This is a genomic window from Paraburkholderia fungorum (assembly GCF_046027215.1).
Classification (GTDB): Bacteria; Pseudomonadota; Gammaproteobacteria; order Burkholderiales; family Burkholderiaceae; genus Paraburkholderia; species Paraburkholderia fungorum_D.
The window spans coordinates 4,363,966-4,385,179 of record NZ_JAQQEN010000001.1 but is presented as its reverse complement, the minus strand read 5'-3'; the positions used below and the strand labels follow the sequence as shown (position 1 = coordinate 4,385,179).

The 21,214-nt window shown below is 65.7% G+C and carries 19 protein-coding genes and 1 riboswitch; of the genes, 9 read left to right on the top strand and 10 right to left on the bottom strand.

The annotated features are described in order from the left end of the window. Positions 1–51: 51 nt before the first annotated feature. The 7 genes from fliL to fliF form a co-directional block, all read right to left on the bottom strand. A complete protein-coding gene (gene fliL, locus PQR27_RS19755; protein WP_408525191.1) occupies positions 52–558 on the bottom strand; it encodes a flagellar basal body-associated protein FliL in 507 nt (168 codons plus the stop codon). Positions 559–1,472: 914 nt separating this feature from the next. Beyond that, positions 1,473–2,993, bottom strand: a complete 1,521-nt coding sequence (locus tag PQR27_RS19750) for a flagellar hook-length control protein FliK (protein ID WP_408525190.1) — start codon at positions 2,991–2,993, stop codon at positions 1,473–1,475. 68 nt (positions 2,994–3,061) lie between these two features. Beyond that, positions 3,062–3,511: a flagellar export protein FliJ gene (fliJ, locus tag PQR27_RS19745; RefSeq protein WP_408525189.1), complete on the bottom strand. Its 450-nt coding sequence runs from the start codon at positions 3,509–3,511 to the stop codon at positions 3,062–3,064. A 2-nt stretch (positions 3,512–3,513) separates the two neighbouring features. Continuing rightward, entirely contained in the window at positions 3,514–5,220 is a 1,707-nt protein-coding gene (fliI, locus tag PQR27_RS19740; protein WP_408525188.1) for a flagellar protein export ATPase FliI, read from the bottom strand. Next, a complete protein-coding gene (fliH, locus tag PQR27_RS19735; protein WP_408525187.1) occupies positions 5,214–5,897 on the bottom strand; it encodes a flagellar assembly protein FliH in 684 nt (227 codons plus the stop codon). The genes fliI and fliH overlap by 7 nt, the downstream gene beginning before the upstream one ends. Continuing rightward, entirely contained in the window at positions 5,884–6,879 is a 996-nt protein-coding gene (fliG, locus tag PQR27_RS19730) for a flagellar motor switch protein FliG (protein ID WP_408525186.1), read from the bottom strand. Before fliG ends, fliH begins: the two co-directional genes overlap by 14 nt. Then, a complete protein-coding gene (fliF, locus tag PQR27_RS19725; protein ID WP_408525185.1) occupies positions 6,869–8,665 on the bottom strand; it encodes a flagellar basal-body MS-ring/collar protein FliF in 1,797 nt (598 codons plus the stop codon). The genes fliG and fliF overlap by 11 nt, the downstream gene beginning before the upstream one ends. 237 nt (positions 8,666–8,902) lie before the next feature. Between fliF and fliE the strand changes: the two genes are divergently transcribed. The 5 genes from fliE to PQR27_RS19700 all read left to right on the top strand — a co-directional run bounded on the left by fliE (position 8,903) and on the right by PQR27_RS19700 (position 12,091). Next, positions 8,903–9,241 (top strand): flagellar hook-basal body complex protein FliE, encoded by a 339-nt coding sequence (fliE, locus tag PQR27_RS19720; RefSeq protein ID WP_408525184.1) that lies wholly within the window; start codon positions 8,903–8,905, stop codon positions 9,239–9,241. Positions 9,242–9,502: 261 nt separating this feature from the next. Continuing rightward, positions 9,503–9,937 carry a flagellar export chaperone FliS gene (gene fliS / locus PQR27_RS19715; RefSeq protein ID WP_408525183.1) on the top strand — a complete coding sequence of 145 codons (435 nt, stop codon included), beginning with the start codon at positions 9,503–9,505 and terminating at the stop codon, positions 9,935–9,937. Continuing rightward, complete coding sequence (fliT, locus tag PQR27_RS19710; RefSeq protein ID WP_408525182.1) at positions 9,934–10,260, top strand: flagellar protein FliT; 327 nt, start codon at positions 9,934–9,936, stop codon at positions 10,258–10,260. Before fliS ends, fliT begins: the two co-directional genes overlap by 4 nt. A 65-nt stretch (positions 10,261–10,325) precedes the next feature. Then, positions 10,326–11,735, top strand: coding sequence for a flagellar hook-length control protein FliK (locus PQR27_RS19705; RefSeq protein WP_408525181.1), 1,410 nt, complete (start codon positions 10,326–10,328; stop codon positions 11,733–11,735). Further along, positions 11,732–12,091: an EscU/YscU/HrcU family type III secretion system export apparatus switch protein gene (locus PQR27_RS19700; protein WP_408525180.1), complete on the top strand. Its 360-nt coding sequence runs from the start codon at positions 11,732–11,734 to the stop codon at positions 12,089–12,091. The genes PQR27_RS19705 and PQR27_RS19700 overlap by 4 nt, the downstream gene beginning before the upstream one ends. Before the next feature lie 14 nt (positions 12,092–12,105). On the opposite strand, the gene PQR27_RS19695 is transcribed toward PQR27_RS19700, so the two are convergent. Continuing rightward, complete coding sequence (locus tag PQR27_RS19695) at positions 12,106–13,524, bottom strand: coniferyl aldehyde dehydrogenase (RefSeq protein ID WP_408525179.1); 1,419 nt, start codon at positions 13,522–13,524, stop codon at positions 12,106–12,108. Between the two features lie 94 nt (positions 13,525–13,618). Continuing rightward, positions 13,619–15,316 (bottom strand): isovaleryl-CoA dehydrogenase, encoded by a 1,698-nt coding sequence (locus PQR27_RS19690; protein WP_408525178.1) that lies wholly within the window; start codon positions 15,314–15,316, stop codon positions 13,619–13,621. A 305-nt stretch (positions 15,317–15,621) separates the two neighbouring features. On the opposite strand from PQR27_RS19690, the gene PQR27_RS19685 reads away from it, so the two are divergent. Beyond that, complete coding sequence (locus PQR27_RS19685; RefSeq protein WP_408525177.1) at positions 15,622–17,280, top strand: GMC family oxidoreductase; 1,659 nt, start codon at positions 15,622–15,624, stop codon at positions 17,278–17,280. Between the two features lie 304 nt (positions 17,281–17,584). Here PQR27_RS19685 and PQR27_RS19680 read toward each other — a convergent pair whose 3' ends face one another. Continuing rightward, positions 17,585–18,544, bottom strand: coding sequence for a LysR family transcriptional regulator (locus PQR27_RS19680; protein WP_408525176.1), 960 nt, complete (start codon positions 18,542–18,544; stop codon positions 17,585–17,587). A 113-nt stretch (positions 18,545–18,657) separates the two neighbouring features. On the opposite strand from PQR27_RS19680, the gene PQR27_RS19675 reads away from it, so the two are divergent. From PQR27_RS19675 to PQR27_RS19665, 3 genes are all read left to right on the top strand, one after another. Next, positions 18,658–19,140 carry a CidA/LrgA family protein gene (locus PQR27_RS19675; RefSeq protein ID WP_408525175.1) on the top strand — a complete coding sequence of 161 codons (483 nt, stop codon included), beginning with the start codon at positions 18,658–18,660 and terminating at the stop codon, positions 19,138–19,140. A 37-nt stretch (positions 19,141–19,177) separates the two neighbouring features. After that, a complete protein-coding gene (locus PQR27_RS19670) occupies positions 19,178–19,900 on the top strand; it encodes an LrgB family protein (RefSeq protein WP_408525174.1) in 723 nt (240 codons plus the stop codon). Positions 19,901–20,125: 225 nt separating this feature from the next. Further along, positions 20,126–20,923, top strand: coding sequence for a glycosyltransferase family 2 protein (locus PQR27_RS19665; protein ID WP_408525173.1), 798 nt, complete (start codon positions 20,126–20,128; stop codon positions 20,921–20,923). A 128-nt stretch (positions 20,924–21,051) separates the two neighbouring features. After that, a riboswitch (S-adenosyl-L-homocysteine riboswitch) is annotated at positions 21,052–21,186 on the top strand. Positions 21,187–21,214 lie beyond the last annotated feature (28 nt).

Genomic DNA, 21,214 nt, shown 5'->3' with positions numbered 1-21,214 from the left:
CTTATTCCTCGTGCATCCCGTGGCGGTTGATAGTGGCAGCGCTAGGTAGCGTCACTGCACGACGAATTCGGTGAACAGCACGTCCTGGACGTGGACGGGTGCGGCGCCCTTATCGGTTGGCTGTTCGATGATCGTTTTGAGTTCGGTCGCGAGCGCGCGCTTGCCTTCGAGTGGCGCGAGTTCGTCGGGGTGCTTGTTCGAGAGGGCGAGCAGGATATGGCTGCGCACTTCCGGCATATGGTCGGTGAGTTCCTGCTGGGTTTTCGGGTCGTTGAGCTTGAGCGTCAGGCCGATCCGCAGGAAGTGTTGTTGACCGTCGTCCGATTGCAGGTTGACCGTCATCGATTCGAGGGGGAAGAACAGTGGCACGGGCAATGACGCTGGCGCGCTGGCGGTTTCCGCTGACGCGGGAGCCGGGGCGCGTTTGGACATGAAGAACCACACACCCGCGCCGGCTGCGCCTGCGGCGATGATCGCGATGAGGGCGATCAGGATGATGCGCTTCAAGGGGCCCGGGGAGGCGGGCGCGGCTTGCTGGTTTGCGGTCGTCGTTGCCATGAGGTTTGCTTTGCTTGCCTTTAGTGCTGGTGATTGTGATTGTTGTTGATTTGCCTGCGGCGCGATGGGTCGAAAAGAAGGGTTATTGAGGGCTATCTCTGGTTTTTGCCCTTTTGGGCGGTGGGCGCCTGACGGCGGGCTCTTTGCCTGCGGTGTTGGGGTTTTCTTTCTTCTGTATGCCTACGGCGTTGGCCCTTTCTTGTTTGCTTATTGGTTTATTAGCGTTCCCCCTGTGCGGGGGGGCACCTACTTTTCTTTGCCGCCGCAAAGAAAAGTAGGCAAAAGAAAGCGGCTCAAACCGCTAATTTTTAAGCGGCTCCCTTGGCTTGGAGGGGATCGTGGCTCCGTAGAGACCGAGCCTGCGCACCCTTCTGGCCGGAGTGACCAGGCCGTCATTCCTCCGGCGGCGCTGCGCGCGCCGATGCGGTACTTCATCAAACCGCCCGCCAGATTTTACGTATGCGGTTTGCCCGATGCGGTGGCCGCTAACTTTGGTGCTGGCGCCAGCACTTCCAAAACCATCCGTGTTTTTCAGCACCTCGCCGAGGCGAAGCCGATGGCCCCGCTCACGCTCGACCGAAGCACCCGGTTTCCCTGGCAGACCCACCCGCGACGCACGCAGTGCGGAGCGGGAGCGGATGACGGCTGTGTCACTGACGGTTACCGACCGCGGTGTGATCCGTTTATCGCACCACAATCCCCTCCAAGCCAGGGGACCCACTTAAGAATTGGCGGTTTGAAGCCGCTTTCTTTTGCCTACTTTTCTTTGCGGCCGGCAAAGAAAAGTAGGTGCCCCCCCGCACAGGGGGAACGCTAATAAACCAAAATGAAAACAAGGAAAGGCCAAAGAGGCAAGAACGAGGAAATGCCGCCGCCAAAGGCATACAGAAAACCCCAACCCCAAAGGCGAAAAATCAGGCAAACGTATCCACCAACCCCACAGTCCGCCGCACGGCACCCTCCCCCCTGGCAGGGCCAACAGAATCAGCAGAACCACCACCGCCACCGGCCAAACCCGTACCGGAACCCCTACCGGAACCCCCATCCCCGGCACTCTGCTGCCCACTCCCCTGTCGGGCAAACCCATCACTCACACTAGCGCTGCCCAGCCCAATCCCATTGGATTCCATCGCCTCCCGCAATTTCGGCAAAGCCGCCTCGACGGCTTCCCTAACCTGTTGATGCTGGGAAACAAAAAGAGCATGTGCATGGTTATCGGCAACCTGCAACACAACCTGTAGTGGGCCCAGATCCTTCGGATTTAAAGTGAGTTCGGCACTCTGCGAATGCGCATTCGACAGGAACACGACCTTCTGGCTCAGTGCCTCTTCCCAGTCAGTCGTCCCCACTTGCGGCGTCAGCGTACTCGCGGCTTCCGCCGCGCCCGCATTACCCGTGGTCTGCACGGCCGCCGTCGTGCTCGCGACGCCGGCCGCCGCGCCCTGTGTGGCGGCCAGTGCCGCAGTCGCCGCGTCAGCCGCACTCCTGAACGACGCCAGTTCGTCGGCCTGAGCGCCGCCAGCCGACGACGCCGCCAGCGCGTCAGCCGCCGCTTTCGCCGCCGCCGATGAGTCAGCCACCGTGGTGGCCGCGGTAGTCAACAGGCTCCTGGACGCGGACGAACCCTTGCCGTCGCCGAATAGTCCCGCGCCAAGCATCCTCTCGCCCGTGGCGCCATTCAGGCCGGTGTTCGTATCGCCCGCCAATCCGCTCGCGCCGGCCGACGCGTTCGCCGCCGCGCCACTCGCCAGCGCCTGCGCAGGCACCGCGCCCTGGCCATTCGCCAGCGCGGCCAAGGCGGCCTGCAGGGCGTCCTGCGCCGACTTCGGATCCGTCGCGCCGGCTTTTTTGCCCGTCGTGCCGGGCGTTGTCGTATCGGTAGTGGTGCCAGGCAGCGCCGCCGCAGCATCGGCCAGCGCCGCAGCCGGGTCGGCGGCAGGGTCCGCCGCGTCGTTTGCGTCGGCTTGAGCCTGTGCTTGCGCCTGGGCGGCGGCCGCCGCTGCCGACGTGTTGGCGTCGGCGTTGGTCGTGCTGCCGGATTTTGGCGGCGTCGCGGCAGGCTTGTCGGTCGAAGCCTGTTGCGTGTTACCAGACGACGAACTGCCTGACGACGCGTTCGTCGAATTGTTGTTGTCCTTGCTGCCGCTCGCGGCGCCCGTGCTCTTCGATGAAGCGTCGGGCGCCGGCGGTGCGTCATGCACGCTGGACGAGGACCCGGAAGACCCCGACGCGGAAGACGAAGCAGATGACGACGACGCCGAAGACGAAGCAGCCGGCGTGCTCGCGCTTTGCGCGGCGGCACTGTTCTGCAAGTCGATGCTTCGCTGGAGCGTTTGTGAGAACGGCCTGGCGTTCGCGGCGGCGGCCAGAGCCGCGCTGGTGGACGTGCTGCTGGCGGAGCCGAGCAGTGAGCCGATCGGTGAAAGAAGCGACATAGGTAATCCTGTCAATCCGTCAAACGGAGTGTTCGATCAGTTGAGGCGTGCGGACATGTCCGATGGTTTCAGGCGCCCTCGGCACGCATCCTCAGAATTCGGGCGGCGTGTTCGTCGGCGTCGCGCTGGTCGCGCCGCGCCATGGATTTCGCTTCGGCGGCGTCGCCGCGCGCCTGCAGCACTTCATACGAGCCGAGTTTCTGTTTCTGGCGCTGCCAGTCGGGTTTGGCGGCTTCGACGCGGGCGTTGGCCGTCGCCAGCAAGTTGCGCTGCTGTTCGATGGCGGCATCGAGCGTGTCGATGAATGCCTGAAAATTGCGCATGTTGCCGGCCGGCATGCCCGTCTGGGCCGTCGCCGTGAAGCGCGCGTGATATTCGTCCCGGTACTGCACCAGCGCGTCGAGCTGCGTCTGCACTTCGCCGCGCTCGCGTTGCGCGCGGCCCAGACGTTGCGCGGCGGCATCCACATCGTCCTTGGCGAGGCCGATGAGCGTCTTGATCGGAAAGTGTTTCGCCATCGTCAGCCTCCTTGGGCAAACAGCGCGTCCAGCATCTCGAGACTCGGTTCAAAGTTCGCGCACTCGCGAAAACCTTGCTGCAAAAAGGCTTCCATCCGCGGATACAACGCAATCGCACGGTCGAGCAGCGCGTCGCGCCCACTCGAATACGCGCCGACGTTGATCAGATCGCGGTTGCGCTGATAGCGCGACAGCATCTGCTTGAACATACGCGTTTTGTCGAGATGGTTATCGTCGATCAGCGCGGTCATTGCCCGGCTAATCGACGCTTCGATGTCGATCGCGGGATAGTGGCCAGCCTCGGCGAGCGAGCGCGACAGCACGATGTGGCCGTCGAGAATCGCCCGCGCGGAGTCGGCGATCGGGTCCTGCTGGTCGTCGCCTTCGGTGAGCACGGTGTAGAACGCGGTGATCGAGCCGCCGCCCGCCGGGCCGTTGCCGGTGCGTTCGACGAGGGCCGGCAGTTTGGCGAACACCGAAGGCGGATAGCCCTTGGTGGCCGGCGGTTCGCCCACGGCCAGCGCGATCTCGCGCTGCGCCATCGCGTAGCGGGTCAGCGAATCCATCAGCAGCAGCACATGCTTGCCCTGGTCGCGGAAATATTCGGCAAGCGAGGTCGAGTACGACGCGGCCTGCATGCGCAGGAGCGGTGAGACGTCGGCAGGCGCGGCGATCACTACGGAGCGCGCCAGACCCTCCTCGCCGAGAATCTGTTCGATGAATTCCTTCACTTCGCGACCGCGTTCGCCAATCAGCCCGATCACGATCACTTCGGCGCTGGTGTAGCGCGCCATGGTGCCGAGCAGCACCGATTTGCCGACGCCCGAGCCGGCAAACAGTCCCATGCGCTGGCCTCGGCCCACGGTCAGTAGCGCGTTGATCGCGCGCACGCCGACGTCGAGCACCTTGTGAATCGGTTCGCGGTTCAGCGGATTGATGACCGGCGCGGAGAGCGGCGCGTCGGCGTGCGCGCCGAGCGGGCCGAGACCGTCGAGCGGCCGGCCCGATGCGTCGAGTACGCGGCCGAGCAATTCCCAACCGACCGGCAAGCGCTTCGCGCCGGCCATCGGATCGGCGATCGGCGCGCTTTCAAGCGGAAACACGCGTGCGCCGGGCAGGAGACCGATCACTTCGGTGGTCGGCATCAGAAACAGTTTGTCGCCGGAGAAGCCGACCACTTCGGCTTCGGCCATCGGCAGCGAGCTGCCGGCCGGCAGTTCGATCATCACTTCGGCGCCCACCGAGAGGCGCAGACCGACGGCTTCGAGCACCAGACCGGCGGCGCGCGTCAAACGTCCGCAGGCGCGCATCGGCTTGGCGATCGCGTTGCGGGCGCGCAGCGCGTCGAGGCGGCCGCGCCATGCCTGTACGTGCGGGTTGTTGTCGAGCGCGGGATCGTAGGGAGCGTGGGCGGCGTGGGCTGAAGCAGGGCTCGAAGTGGCATTGGAAGCGGCAGACTCGCGGCTAGCCGCCGCGCCCGTCGCGGGATGAGCGTGAGACGGCAGCCCGGCGCCCGGCAGGCCGGCGCCCGGCAGGCCGGCCCCCGGATCCCGCAGCGCGGCTTCGATGGCCGCGACTGCAGCCGCCGCGGGTGTCAGCGCGGCCGGCTCGTCCGCGAACGCCTCGGCGCCGAACGACGCCAGCGCCAGCTCACGTTCGAGCGGCGTCAGATCGCTGGCGCGGATCTCTCCGAGCGTCGGCTTCACCATGTGCTCACTTTGCCGAGCGCCGCGGCAACGCGCTCCCAGCGTGTGTCGATGCCGGCGTCTACCTCACCGGTGCTGGACTGGGCGCGGCAACCGCCACGCTCGACCGACGGATCGGTACGCACGGTCCAGCCGCGCGTTTGCAGCTCTTCCATCAGATAGGCTTCAACCACCGGCAGATCAGCTGGGCTCACGATCAGCGCCGGGGCGCCGACCAGCGTGGGTTCGGTCGCCAGCACCTCGCGTGCGGCAGCGATCAGCGCGGTCGGGTCGTGCTGCACATGCTGGCGCACCACCTGTTGCGCGATGTCGAGCGCCAGCGCGACCAGCGTCTCCGAGATCGCGCCCTGGGCGCCCTCGAGTGCGGCCTTGAAGGTTTCGGCGAGCGCGGCAAGGCGTGCCGCTTCTTCGCGCGCTTCGCTCTGGCCCTGCTCGAAACCCTGCGCATGGCCTTGCTCGTAACCCGCCTGGTAACCCAGCGCCTGTCCCGCCACGTGACCGGATGCAATGCCTTGTGCATGCGCGGCGTCGCGCAGACGTTCCAGCTCGGCCTCGAAAGCGCCGTCGTCGACTTCGGGTTCGGGCGGCGCCGGCGGCACCGGATCGAACGAGGCCATCTCCCAGCGCTGGTAGGCCGAAAGGCTCGCCTTCGCCGTGGAGTTCTGATCAGACATATGCATCTTCCGCCTTGCCGCCTAGAACGATCTGACCGCTTTCCGCCAGATTGCGCACGATCTGCAGGATGCGGCGCTGTTGCGTCTCGACTTCGGAGACACGGACCGGGCCGCGCGCGTCGAGGTCTTCGGCGAGCAGTTCGGCCGCGCGCTGCGACATGTTCGACAGGAACTTCTGGCGCAGCGCGGGCGGCGCGCCCTTCAGCGAGATGATCAACGCCTCGGACTCGACTTCCTTAAGCAACAGCTGGATCGCGCGGTCTTCCAGATCGAGCAGGTTCTCGAACACAAACATCTGATCAATGATCTTCTGCGCAAGTTCCGCGTCGTACTGGCGAACATTCTCGATCACGCCTTCTTCGTGATTGCTCGACATGAAGTTGAGAATTTCCGCCGCCGTGCGGATACCGCCCATCGGGCTGCGCTTGAGGTTGTCGCTGCCGGACAGCAGGCCGGTGAGCACATCGTCGAGTTCGCGCAGCGCGGCCGGCTGGATGCCGTCGAGCGTCGCGATCCGCAACAGCACGTCGTTGCGCAGCCGGTCCGTGAAGCAGCCGACGATTTCCGAGGCCTGATCGCGGTCCAGGTGAACGAGAATGGTCGCGATGATCTGCGGGTGCTCGTTCTTGATGAGTTCGGCCACTGCCGCGGAATCCATCCACTTGAGGCCCTCGATACCGCTGGTATCGCTGCCTTGCAGAATCCGGTCGATGATCGCGCCGGCCTTGTCGTCGCCGAGCGCCTTGGTCAGCACCGAGCGGATGTACTCGCTGGAATCGAGCGACATGCCGGTATGCTGTTCGGCCTCGCGCACGAATTCCTGCAGGACCTCGTCGACCTGCTCGCGCGTCACGCTCTTCAGCGCGGCCATCGCCACGCCGATCTTTTGCACCTCACGCGGCCCAAGGAATTTGAACACCTGCGCGGCTTCTTCCTCGCCGATCGACATCAGCAGGAGCGCGCTTTTCATTACGCCTTCAGCGCTCATCGGACACCCAGTTTTTCACGACGGTTGCAACAATCCTCGGATCCTGGCGCGCGATGTTGCGCGCGAACTCCAGATTCCGTTCGTATTTATGTTTCACGCTTTCCAGCGCGAGTACTTCGCTGTCCGTTTCCAGCTGGACGACCGCGCCGTCGCGCTCGGCCGCCGGAATGCCGTCGAGCAGGATCGGCTCATCGTCAGGCGACGGCAACGCCGCTGCCATGGCCGACTCCGGCGGCGGGAAGGCGCGGCGCATTGCCGGCTTCACCATCACGAAGTAGAGGAACAAGGCGACTGCGCCGATGCCGAGGTAAGTGGCGATCTGCCTGGCGAGCGCGAGCATGTCCGGCGTGCGCCACCACGGCAGGTCGGCATTCGGATCGACGTCGACGCTGAACGGGCTGTTGACCACGTTGACCGAGTCGCCGCGCGCGGCGTCGAAGCCCATCGCATCCTTCACGAGCTGATTGACCTGCTGGAGTTTGTCGGCGGTGACCGGCTGCATGGTGGCGTGGCCCCTGGCGTCGACCACCCGCATATAGTTGACCACCACCGCCACCGACAGCCGCTTGATGCCGCCCATTGGCTGCTCCAGATGACGCACCGTCTTGTCGACTTCGTAGTTGGTGGTCGAATCCTTGCGGTCGCTGACCGGCGTGGTGGTGACGCCAGGCGTGCCGTTGCCCGCGGTGATCGGCGCGGAGGCCGGCTGCGGCGGCTGGTTCGACAGCGCGCCGGGCACGCCCGAGGCGGCGCCCTGCGACGTTTCGGTGGCGCTGCTCGATTGCTGGCTGCGGATCGCGGCCTGCTGCGGGCTGCCGTTCGGAGCGTAGTTTTCCGAGGTCTGCTCGCTGCGCGAGAAGTCGATATCCGCGCTGACCTGCGAATGCGCGTTGCCGGAGCCGAACAGGGGCGAGAGGATCGCGTCGATGCGCTGCTGGGTGCTGCGCTCGATCTGCTGGCGGTACTTCAGTTGCGAGGCGTCGAGACCGCTGCCGGTGGACGGCTGCGTCAGCAGGTTGCCGTCCTGATCGAGGATGGTCACGCCTTTGACCGGCATATCCGGCACCGCCGACGACACCATATGTGTGATCGCCAGCACCTGGCCTTCGTCGAGCGCGCGGCCCGGGTACAGGTTGACCAGCACGGAGGCGGACGGCGCTTCCTTGTCGCGTACGAACACCGACGGCTTCGGAATCGCCAGATGCACGCGGGCTGACTTCACCGACGAGATCGATTCGACCGTGCGTTCGAGTTCGCCTTCCAGCGCGCGCTGATAGTTGATCTGTTCGGCGAACTGGCTGATGCCGAATTTCTGGTTGTCCATCAATTCGAAGCCGACCGAGCCGCTCTTGGGTAGACCTTGCGACGCCAGCCTGAGGCGCATTTCATGCACCTGCTCGGCCGGCACGAGGATCGCGCCACCGGCGTCGGAGAACTTGTAGGGGATGTTGGCCGCCTGGAGCGCGGTGATGATGGCGCCGCCGTCGCGGTCCGACAGATTGCTGTAGAGCACCCTGTAGTCAGGCGCACGCGACCACAGGAACAGGCCGGCCACGATGGCCACCAGCAGCGCGACTGCGAAGATCAGGGGCGCGCGCGGGTTGCCGCGCATTTGCGCGAGACCCGAGAGGCGCTGGCCGAAATTGCCGCCAAGGTTGCCCCCGAGGCCGCCGAGGTCCGCTGCGCCGCCGGGCTGGCCGGTGCCGGACGCGCCGGCGCCCGGTTGCGCGCCGGCGAGACCCATGCGGGCGTCGGGGTTGATCAAAGAGTTGGCTGACGAATCCATGCGTCGGGTATCTCCGGGATGCCTTTGCGTTCTGCCGCCTGCCGCCGCACCGAGGGTCGGCGGGCGTACGGACAGAGACTTTCACCATTGAAATTATCCGCAGGCGCGCTCAACCCGATTGCTTGAATAGAGCCGGGTTTTCCCCCTAGTTTCGGGGCTTTCCCGCACGACCCGCTGCTATGCTTTCGTTCAGATCGGTACGGTTCTGGCATGCCGGTCGTCATTCCTGGAGAGAACATGACTTTGCCCGTGAACGCGCTTTCGTCGGCGCTGCAACAGATGCAGTCGATGGCGGCGCAGGCGGCCGGCAGCAGCAACGCGGTGGCCGGTGAGCAGTCCGGCGCGGCGACGGCCGGCGGTTTCGCCGCCGCGCTGAAGGCTTCGCTGGACAAGATCAGCGGCGATCAGGCCACGGCAGTGGGCGAATCGAAAGCGTTCGAGCTTGGCGCGTCGAACGTGTCGCTCAATGACGTGATGGTCGATATGCAGAAGGCCAACATCGGCTTCCAGTTCGGCCTGCAGGTGCGCAATAAACTGGTGTCCGCCTATAACGACATCATGCAGATGTCCGTGTAAGCGCGATCCGGGCGGCGTGGCTGTCGCTGCGCCCGCCCGCGATGACGCAAGCACGCACACACCCACGTACGCACATGCACACGGCGACGCAGACCGTGTGGCCCGTGCGGGCCGCGCCATGGCGCCCGTTAATCCTCCTTACACCGGCCTAAAGCTTTCCCGCTGCCTATCCGATAACCAGGTACAGGCAGAAATCAGGGCGCGGCGACGTGCCCGGATGGGGGCCACGACAAACCGCACTGTAAGAGAGGAGGAGCGCCGATGTTTTCCCCAGGACACTCTGGAGCCAATGCGTACGCACGCGTGGGCGTCGAGACAGGGGTGATGGGCGCGAGTCCGCATCGTCTGATCGTGATGTTGTATCAGGGCGCCCGGCAAGCGATCGCGCAAGCGCGCATGCACGTGCAGCTAGGCAATGTGCCGGCTCGTGGAGAGGCTATCGGCAAGGCGATTCAGATCGTCGAAAGCGGGCTGCAACAGTCGCTCAACCTTGAGGCGGGCGGCGAGATTGCAGAGCGGTTGAACGCGCTATATGTGTATATGTCGCGCCGGCTGCTCGAAGCCAACATAAAACAGAGCGAGGCGATGCTGGTCGAGGTCGATGGCCTGCTGGCGACGCTCGAAGAGGCCTGGATCGGGATTGCCCCGGAGATCGCGCGGATGGCAGCCCAGCCGGCCGCGGAAAGCATGAGATGACATCGAACGCACAATATTTCGCCCGCTACGAGGCGATTGCAGCGATTTCCCGCCACATGCTGATGGCTGCCCGGCGTGCCCTGTGGAGCGATCTGGCCGTGCTGCAGGAGGAATATCGGCATCTGGTGGATGCGTTGAGGGACGCGGAATCGGGCGTCAAACTGGACGATTCCGAGCGACTGCGCAAATACGCGTTGATCCGGCAGATCCTGGCGGACGACGCGGCGATCCGCGACCTGGCGAATCCGCGCATGGCCAATCTGTCGGCGCTATTCGCCGGGCGGCCGACTCGCGTGCTCAAGGAACTGTACGGGGCGCGTTGAGCGGGTTCGGGCGCGCCCGGCACGCCTGAGCGCGCCGACGCACATGTGACCAAGGAATCATCGGCATGAACGGAATCGACACGGCCATCGCTTCGCTGCTCGCAAGCCGGGTCGACAGTCTGCTCAATATTGCGCCTGGCGCTGCGACGACCTCGCAGACCGGCGCGGCCGGCGTCGACCCCGCACCGGCCGTCGTCACGCCGGCTGCGCCGCCGGCTTCCGCGCAGACCGCGCTGTCCGCGGTGGCGCTCACGCTCAATGCGATCGTGCGCTCGGGCGGCGAGGCGACACTCGCCGTGCTCGGCCAGGCGCCGATCTGGCCCGCCGCACCGGCGCTCGATGTCGAAGTCGGCGGTTTGCCGCTGTTCGATGGATCTCCCAGTTCTCCCGTTTCCTCGCCGTCAACCGCTAATCCGAATACCGCCGCTACGACGGCTACCGCCAATGTGGCGGCCGCGCAGGTGCCGGTCGCCGCGCTTGCCGCGGCACTCGAGCGGACGGTTGGCGACAGCGGCTTGTTCTATGAAGCCCATCTGGCGCAGTGGCTCGCGGGCCAGCGCTCGCCGGCCGATCTGGGCGGCGAGCCGCAAAACAGACTGGTGGCGGCCGCGGGGCAATTGCCGCTCGACTGGGCGAGCGACGCCGATCAGGCGGCCTCGGCCAACGGCACACCGCGCCAGGGCGCGGGGACTACGCCCAACAACGCCTCCAGCAACCCCCCCAACAATGCAGCGGACGGCAACGCCGCCGCCCGCGCGACGCCGATCCAGACGGCGCAGGCCGCGCGCTTCGCGGCTGGCGAGGTGCTCGCGAATTCGCTTTCCGACCTGAACGGCCAGCCGGCGCACGCGAGCCTGCATAGTGCCGCGGCGCAACTGGCCGACGGCGGGTCGTCGCAAAACGCTCAATCGATGGCGGCTGCGGTGCATCCCGCGACGATTCCGCTGGTGCGCCAGCAGCTCGACATGCTCGCGACCGGGCAGTTTCGCTGGACCGGTGAGGCGTGGCCGGGCGCCAAGCTCGACTGGACGATCGAGCAGGACGGCGACGAATGGGACCGCAGCGGCGGCGGCGCGGCGAGCGAGGACGATCAGCCGTGGCGCACGCGTTTGACGCTTTCATTGCCGACGCTCGGCACAGTCGACGCGGAATTGACGCTGACGGGCAATCGGCTGGTCGCGCGTGTGCAGGCGAGCCCCGGCGGCGCGGCACGGCTGGCGATGCAGGGCGACAGCTTTCGCCAGCGGCTGGCAGCGGCGGGTATCGAATTGAATGGATTGACGATTCGCGAGATTGGCGGCGGCGCGCCGGTCACCGCGGCCGGCACCGCAGGTGCGGTGGCTGCGCAAGCGGCGGCCTCGGCATATGCGCGCTCAGCTTCGGCGGCGGAAACGGCGCCGGCCTCACGCCGTGCCGCCCGTGCGGTACGGCCGGAAGCCGCGTCGCTCGACGACTTCGACTGGGACATGCGATGAGCCGCAAACACCGCCGCAGCGCGGCAGCGCTCGCCTACGACAGCAAAGGTAGCGACCCCGCGCCGCGGGTGGTTGCCCAAGGTTACGGGCTCGTCGCCGAGATGATCGTGCAGCGGGCCAAGGACGCCGGCCTGTATGTGCACGAGGCGCCGGAAATGGTCTCGCTGCTGATGCAGGTGGACCTCGATTCGCGCATCCCGCCGCAGCTTTATCAGGCCGTGGCCGAATTGCTGGCCTGGCTGCATCGGCTGGAAAGCGGCGCGGAAGTGGAGCCCGCACACGATCTTGCGGCCAATCCGCGCGACGTGACCGATGTGGTCGCCGTCGACGTGGCCGACGGTCCCGCCGCGCGGTAAGCGGGCTCGCTGCGTCAGAGCCGCATCATCAGTTTCAGCAATGCGTTCACCCGTTTGCCGTACGGCGGCGAGACCCATCCGCGGGCGTTCAGGCGCGCCTGCGTCAATACCGGCTTCATCTTCGAGAAAGTCACGAAGCCTTCGTAGCCGTGATATGCCCCCATCCCGCTCGCCCCGACGCCGCCGAACGGCAGGCTTTCGCACGCCAGATGCATCAGCGTTTCGTTGATCGCCATGCCGCCCGCGATGGTTTCGTGCGTGACCCGCTCGATGGTGGCGGCGTCGTCGGCATACAGATAGAGCGCGAGCGGGCGGGGGCGGGCGTTGATCCACGCGATTGCCTCGTCGAGGGTGTCGTACGGGACGATCGGCAAGAGCGGGCCGAAAATTTCCTCCTGCATCAGCATGCAATCGGACGGCGCATTGGTGACGGCGAGCGGCGGAAAGCGGCGGCTGGCCGGATCGGGCGACGCATCGGTCAGCGCGTGGAGTTGCGCGCCGGCGGCCTGCGCTTCGTCGGCGAGACGCTCGAGGCGCGCGAAGTGCCGCTCCGAGATGATCGACGTGTAGTCGCGATTCCCCGCAAAGCCGGGATACATCTTCGCCATCCGCGTGCGCGCCCGCTCGATAAACGCCTGCTCCTTGCCGCGCGGCACCAGCACGTAGTCAGGCGCGACGCAGGTCTGGCCGGCGTTGAGCGTCTTGCCGGCGAGGAGGTTATCGACGGCGTTGTCAAAGCGCGCATGCGCGCCGATGATCGCCGGCGACTTGCCGCCCAGTTCGAGCGTCACCGGCGTCAGATGCTCGGCGGCGGCGCGCATGACTTCGTGGCCGACCGTCGTCGAGCCGGTGAACAGCAGGTGGTCGAACGGCTGCGCGCTGAAGGCGGCGCCGAGTGCCGCGTCGCCATTCACCACGGCAACGTGATCGCGTGCGAACGTCTGGCCGATCAGCTGTTCGAACAGCGCCGAGGTGCGCGGCGTCAACTCCGACATCTTGATGATCGCACGATTGCCGGCGGTCAGCGCGCTGATCAGGGGCCCCGCAGCGAGCAGCACCGGATAATTCCACGGCACGATGATGCCGACCACGCCGAGCGGCTGCGGCACCACCTTCGCACGCGCCGGCAAAAGCCATTTGTTGGTGCTGCGGCGCTGCGCTTTCATCCAGCGTTTGCCGTGCCTGAGCGCGGCGTCGATCTCTTCTTTCACCAGCAGGAATTCGGCGAGCAGCACTTCCTCTTTCGCACGATTGCCGAAGTCCGCGCTCATCGCGTCGGCGAGTGCGTCGCGGTTGTCGAGCAGCATCTTGCGCAGCGTTCGCAAATGCGTCGCACGGGTTTCCCACGACGGATACGGCGCCCGCAAATAAGCATGGCGTTGATCGCGCAGCAGTGCTTCGAGCGCGACGACCTCTGGCAAATCGTTCTTCATCGTGTCCTCTCCCTCGCGGGATGTCGGTGCGCGTGATCGCGCTTTCTGGTTAGCTGATGCGTGAGCGGCGTCGCGTACAGGCCTCGTGCGGCGCTCAAACTGGAAATGTCCGTTCCACGATCGCCGCATGGTTGAAGGCGACCGGCAGCGTGCCGTACACCCGCCCGCTTTCGCCGCAGCCGTCGGCGAGGCGCGTGGCGATGAAGGCGTCGGCGATCTCGGCGGGCGCATGTTTGACCAGCAAGGTCGCCTGCGCGATCAGCACGATTTGCTGCGCGATACGCCGCGCCGACGCTTCACGGTCTTCGGCGGGGCCGCTGACGGTGGCGAGCAGTTTGCCGAGGGCGGCGCGCAAACCCGCATGCCCTTGCGCGTCGGCTTGCCAGGCGGCGAACAGCGCCTGCGCGGCTTCGGGCTCACGCTCCATCGCGCGCAGCACGTCGAGACACATCACGTTGCCCGAGCCTTCCCAGATCGAATTCACCGGCGCTTCACGATAGAAGCGCGCCATCGGACCGGTTTCGACGTAACCATTGCCGCCCCACACTTCCATCGCCTCGCCGGTGAATTCGAGCGTACGTTTGCAGACCCAATACTTCGCCGCGGGCGTGACGATGCGCCGCCACGCGCGCTCGGCGGGCGACGTGGTGGCGGCATCGGACGATGCTTCGAAAGCATGCGCGAGGCGCATGAACAGGACGGTGGCGGCTTCCGATTCCAGCGCGAGATCGGCCAGCACGTTTCGCATCAGCGGCTGCTCGGCGAGCCGGCGGCCGAACGCGCTGCGGTGCCGCGCGTGATGGATCGCCTGGACGAGCGCCGCGCGCATCAATGCCGCGCTGCCGATCACGCAATCGAGCCGCGTGTAGTTCGCCATTTCGATGATGGTCGGCACGCCGCGCCCTTCTTCGCCGACCATGATGCCGAAGGCGTCGAAGAATTCGACCTCGCTGCTCGCATTCGAGCGATTGCCGAGCTTGTCTTTCAGACGCTGGATCTGCACCGCGTTCTTGCTGCCGTCCGGCGCGAAGCGCGGGACGAAGAAGCACGACAGGCCTTCGTGATCGTCGGTGCGGGCGAGCACGAGGTGGGCGTCGCATTGCGGCGCGGAGAAAAACCACTTGTGTCCGACCAGACGATATTCCGCGCCGCGGCCGTTGCCACGGGTGGCATAGGCACGTGTCTGATTGCTGCGCACGTCCGAGCCGCCTTGCTTCTCGGTCATGCCCATGCCGATCATCGCCGAGTTTTTCTGCGTGAGGGGCACGTCGCGGGGATCGTGTTCGCGTGTGTAGAGCTTCTCGCGCAGCGTGTCGAACAACGCGGATTCACGCTGCAATACCGGAATGCTGGCGAAGGTCATCGTCAGCGGACACAGCGAACCCGATTCGAGTTGCGCATGCAGGAAGTAACCGGCGCAACGCGCGGCCATCGCGCCGGGCTGCGGATCGGAAAACGGCAGCGCATGCAGGCCTTCGCGGCGCAACAGCGACAGCAGCGTGTGCCATGACGGATGAAACTCCAGCGCGTCGATACGTTCACCGCGCGGGCTGTGCGTGAAGAGTTCGGGCGCATGGCGGTTCGCCAGTTCGGCGAGCGCAAGCGTTTCCGGCGCGGTAAGCGCCGCGCCGTCGCGGATCAGCGCCTCGCGATGCCAGCCGGCGCCGTCGCGTTCGAGGGCGGCGGATAAGGCGGTGTCACTGGAAAACAGGTTGTAGTCCGCGAGCGGCGGCGCCTGATTGGTTACGTCGTGGGTGTGGCCGCGAGTGAGGCCCGTGTTGTGCGGTTCCATCTGCTGTCTCCGTTTACCGGATGCGCGCCGGCGCTGATCGACGGTGTGCTGTTTCATCGCTGCGTGTCGTGCCGCACGCTGGCAAGGCGGCGCGCCTCGCGCCGTGTTTGAATGCCGTGCGCGAGCGGCCTGGCGGGCGCTTGCGCGTCTTTCATCATAGGGTCGTGGCGGCCCTTTCGTTTAGAGGAATCGCTCTGACGTGAAGCGGTCGCGCCGTCACAACGCTCCCTACAATGCCGATGAAACACACGTAGACAAGTGTGCCGCAATCGCTTGCGAGCAACGCGGCCCGCCAGGAGGAGCGCATGCAATACGACTACATCATCGTCGGTGCAGGTTCGGGCGGCTGCTCGCTCGCGAGCCGTCTCGCGGATAGCTGCCCGGACGCGACAATCGCCCTGATCGAAGCCGGACCGCACACGGACCGCAATCTGTTCGTGAACATGCCGGTCGGCGTGGCGGCGATCGTGCCGCACAAGCTCAAGACCAACTACGGTTACCTGACCACGCCGCAACCGGGCCTCGGCGGCCGTCAGGGCTATCAGCCACGCGGCCGTGGCTTTGGCGGTTCGAGCGCGATCAACGCGATGATCTACACGCGTGGCCATCCGCTCGACTATGACGAATGGGCGCAACTCGGCTGCGAGGGGTGGTCGTGGGCGGAAGTGCTGCCGTATTTCCGTCGAGCCGAGGGTAACGAGCGCGGCGCCGATGCATGGCACGGCGACGACGGCCCGCTCTCGGTGTCCGATCTGCGCTATCGCAATCCGTTTTCAACGCGCTTCGTCCAGGCCGCGATCGAAGCGGGCTACCGGCCAAACAGCGACTTCAACGGCGCGGATCAGGAAGGCGTGGGTTTCTATCAGGTGACGCAGCGCAACGGACGCCGCTGCAGCGTGGCGCGCGCCTATATCTACGACCGGCAGCGTCCCAACCTGCATACGATCGCCGAAGCGACCGTGTTACGCGTGACCTTTGACGGCAAGCGCGCGAGCGGCGTCGAGATGGTGCGCGGCGGCTGTACCGAAACACTCGAAGCGCGCGCCGAAGTGGTGCTGGCCGGCGGGGCATTCAATTCACCGCAACTGTTGATGTGCTCGGGCATTGGTCCGGCGGCGCATCTGCAAGCGCAGGGCATTGCGGTGCTGCACGATGCACCCGAGGTCGGTCAGAACCTGATCGACCACGTCGATTTCACGATCAACAAGCGGGTGTCGTCGATCGAGCCGACCGGCTTTTCGCTGCGCGGCATCGCGCGGATGCTGCCGCAGTTCGTCACCTTCATGCGCCACGGGCGCGGTATGTTGTCGAGCAATGTGGCGGAGGCGGGTGGCTTCCTGAAGAGCCGTCCGACGCTCGACCGGCCCGATCTGCAACTGCATTTCTGCGCGGCGCTGGTCGACGATCACAACCGCCAGATGCACTGGGGCCACGGTTATTCGCTGCATGTGTGCGTGCTGCGGCCGCGTAGCCGGGGCACGGTGACGCTCGCGAGCGCCGACGCGCGGTCCGCGCCGGTGATCGATCCGCGGTTTTTCAGCGATTCACGCGACCTCGATCTGCTGGTGGAAGGCACGCAAATGGCGCGGCGCATTCTCGATGCACCTTCGCTCTCGCTGCATGGCGGCAAGGAGTTGTACACGCAACCCGGTCAGACGGAAGCGGAATTGCGCCAGACCATCGCCGAGCATGCGGACACGATCTACCACCCGGTAGCCACCTGCCGGATGGGCGGTGACGCTCGCTCGGTGGTCGATCCGCAGTTGCGGGTGCGGGGCGTGTCGGGGCTGCGGATCGTCGACGCTTCGGTGATGCCGACGCTGATCGGCGGCAATACCAATGCGCCCACCGTGATGATCGGGGAGCGCGCGGCTGAGTTGATCGCGGCGACACGGCGCGCTTCCCAGACGCTGTCGCCGACCACGCTGGCCGGCGTCGCGGTCGCGACGATGAATGCGGTCTGAACTGCCTGCCGGGCAGCGCGGCGGTCGCGGTAGTCGCGCGCGTAAGGGCTGCGCGCGGTATGCAGTTGTGCGTGCGAAATCGAAGACCGCCCTTGCCTTGCACAGGCGGGCGCTTCGCCAACCGCCGCATCGAGTTTGTCGCTGCGAAGTAACTCACCGCAGCGGTCGATGAAGTAACCCGCATGCCGCCCGGTTCGCCCCGCGCGGCATGCTGTCATTGGCCGGCCGCGCTGCGGTGGCCGCATTTGCGGCGGCCGCGCTGCGGTGGCCGCATTTGCCGCGCTCGCGTTTCCAGTGGCTGGATTTACGACTGCGGTATCTGCGGCGGCGTGGTGATGCCGGTGAAACCGATGCCCGGCCCGAGCATGAAATCGTCGCCGGCCTGACCGGGCAGCGCCTCGCGCGCGACGTCGAGCCAGGCGCGCGCCGCATGCGACAGATAGCCGTTGCGGCGCCAGCCGATCGCCATTTCCCACGGAATCTCCGGTTCGACAACCGGCCGGCAGGTGAACTGCGCGGCATCGAGCCGCCTGCAGTAGGGCGCCGGCAGCAGTGCAATGCCGACCCCGGCCAGCACGAGCGCCGCCATGAAGTCCCAATGGCCGCTGCGCCCGACAATGGTCGGCGCAAAGCCGGCCGTGCGGCACGCATTCAAAACAACATCATTGAGCGCAAGACTCTCGCCGTAGAACACGAATGGCTCATTGGCCAGTTGGGCGAGCGGCACCTCGTTCAGATCGTCCCAACGCGAACCGGTGCGTGCGACCAGCCACAGCAACTGGCGCGTCATGGGCAGGATGTCGATGTGTTCCGGATCGACCGGCTGCAGGACACCGCCCAACTCCAGTTCTCCGCTGATCAGGGCGGTTTCGATCGCGCGCGAACCCTGTTCGAACAGCTTGAGTTCGATTTTTGGATAGCGCTGCCGGAACGCGGCGATGGCTGGCGTGAAGAGCGAACCACCCATTGGCGGAATGCCGATGGTCAGTTCGCCGCGGCCGAGGGTATCGAGATCGTTCAACTCGGCTTGCAGCCGCGCGTGCGCAGCCAGTACATCCTGGCCTCGCTGATAGACGATCCGGCCGGCGTCGGTCAGCACCATCTGGCGCCCGTCGCGCAACAACAGCGGCGAACCGATTTCGTCTTCGAGCGACTTGACCATCTTGCTGATGGTCGGCTGCGTGACGAACATCTGCTCGGCGGCAGCGGTGAAGCTCTGCTGACGCACCACTTCGACGAAATACCGTAGCGCACGTAGTTCCACGATCACAGGCTCCAGAATTCCAAAACGGAATGGTTTTGATGATTGTAAGTCATTATATTTATGTTGCAGCGCAACCTATACTGACTTCCATCAAATGTCACCTAGGGTTTGCCATGACCACGCCGCTTCTCTCCCGGCTTCTCTCCCGGCTTCTCTCCCCATTCGCCAACGCCGCCCGCGCAAGCGGTGTCCTGCGCGTGACGCGGATCGCCGTGCAGAGCGCCGCGCTGGCCGGTGTCTGGTTTGTCGCCGATTTTGTCGCGCGTCGGCTTCATTTGCCAGTGCCCGGCGGCGTGGTCGGGCTGATCGCGTTGCTCGCGCTGCTGTTTTGCGGCGGCGTCGCGCCTCGCTGGATCAAGGCCGGCGCCGACTGGCTGCTCTCGGACATGTTGCTGTTCTTTATCCCGGCCGCGGTCGCCGCCGTGCAGTACGGCGGGCTGTTTCGCGACGACGGCTGGCGCCTCGCGCTGGTGGTGGTCGCCGGCACGTTGATGGTGATGGTGGCCGTGGCCTTCGCTGTCGAGCAGGCTGCCCGGCTCGAACGGCGTCTCGCGCTGCGCCGGGTGGTCGTCGCGCGCCACGCCGCTCGCGCGTGATCCTTCTTCATCGTCTATCTTCGCCCGGGACCCGCCCATGAGCACGCTCTATTCGTCCCTGTTTGCCGACGATGCGTCCCGCCTCATCGCCGCTGGCTGTTTCGTGCTGACCGTGGTGCTGTACTTCGCGTCGAAGGCGCTTTATGCGCGCTTCAGGTCGCCGTGGCTCACGCCGTTGCTGGCCGTGCCGGTTGTGCTCGCGGCGATTGTCGTGCTGGCGCACATTCCGTATCCGGTTTACTTCCAGGATACGCGCTGGTTGATGTGGCTACTCGGGCCGGCCACCGTGGCGTTCGCCGTGCCTATTTACGAATACCGCAATTTGCTCAAACAGCATTGGATCTCGCTGACGGTCGGCGTGACGGTGGGCATCGTGGTGGCGGTTGGCGGCTCGCTGGTGCTGGCGAAGCTGTTGCACCTGTCGCCCGAATTGCAGCGCAGTCTGATGACGCGCTCGATCTCGACACCGTTCGCGCTCGCCGTTTCCGACAAGATTCACGCGCCGAGGGATTTGACCGCGCTGTTCGTGATCGCCACGGGTGTGTGCGGCATGCTGTTCGGCGAACTCGTGCTGGGACTCGTGCCGCTGCGCACGCGGCTTGCGCGCGGGGCGTTGTTTGGTGCGGCGGCACACGGTGTGGGCACCGCGAAAGCACGTGAACTGGGCAACGAAGAGGGTGTGGTCGCGAGCCTGACGATGATGATCGCCGGCGTCGTGATGGTGCTGCTCGCACCCATGCTTGGGCTGTTGCCGATCTGACGCGGCTGGCGATGGCGCGGCCAGCCAAGGTGCGGTCGGCCTAGCCGCGACGTTGCCATGACGCGGGCGGACCCAACACGCGGCCGACCAAGGCCCTGCCTGCGACGGCGCGACCGGCCCCAACGCGCGGGGCGGCGCGCACACGGCATTTCAGGATGGACCTGGCCGCGGACGGGCTACCATCGACGGCTTCCCACCGTTCGGCCCGTTCGCCCGTTTCAGCTCATGACGCCCATCTCGATCATCATTCCCTGCTACAACGGCGCGGCAACGCTCGGCCGTGCGCTCGAAAGCTGCCTGATTCAGGCTGAAGCCGCGCAGATCCTGGTGGTGGACGACGGCTCGACCGACCCGTCAATCGACGTGGTCGCGCAATACGGCCGGCTCGACTCGCGCGTGTGCCTGCTGCAGATGCCCTACAACGGCGGCGCGGCGCGAGCGCGCAACTGGGGCGCGATGCATGCGTCGCACGAACTGCTCGCTTTTCTCGATGCCGACGACGAATACCTGCCTCGCGCGCTAGCCGCGGCGAGTGCGTTCCTCGCGCAGAACCCAACCGAAGTATCCGTGCGGCTCGACGTCGACTACGCGGGTTTTCCGGTCGAACTCACCGGCCACCCCGATTTCAATATCCACGCGGCGACGCTCAGCAATACCGTGCCGAGCAGCCTGATCATCCGCCGCGCGGTGTACGCCGCGATGGGCGGTTTTCCAATGGACGACCTGTTTCGCCGCATAGGCGGAGAAGACGGCGCGTTTTCCTGGGCATTGCGCGAGATTTTCGGCAACCGGCGTCTCGCGGATGCGAAGCGTGTGTACATGCATTACCACGCGGGGATTCATGCCGAAGGCTATTTCCGCATTGCGTTGGGTCTGCAAAAGCCCGCTCCCGCCGACGTGGCCGACGCCTTCCGTGTTTCCCGGCAGTTCCTCGAAACTGCGCGCGCGGGCATCGCGCAATTGCGTGCAGTGCGTGTCACGGCCGAGGAAGCGGCGCTCGCCGTGCCGGCCAGCGCTACCTAGCCCCGATAGCAGCGCCGCGGTAACAGCGCGAGGGCGTTCCGCGTCAATCCATGCTGTGCGGGACAGGACACCTACACGGCATTCCAATCACGCCCTGAAGCCATCTCGATTTGCTACAATCGCCGTTCGTCTTCGAGGAGCGTTGCGACGGGTACCGCGAATCACTATATTCGCAGGCCGCCCGCCAGGCTCGAAGGCTTCAATCGGAGGGCCAGGACGCGCATTGCGCTCCCATCCACCGCATCGAACCGCGCTCACGTCAAATTTCTAGTCAATTTCTTAGAAAGGAGG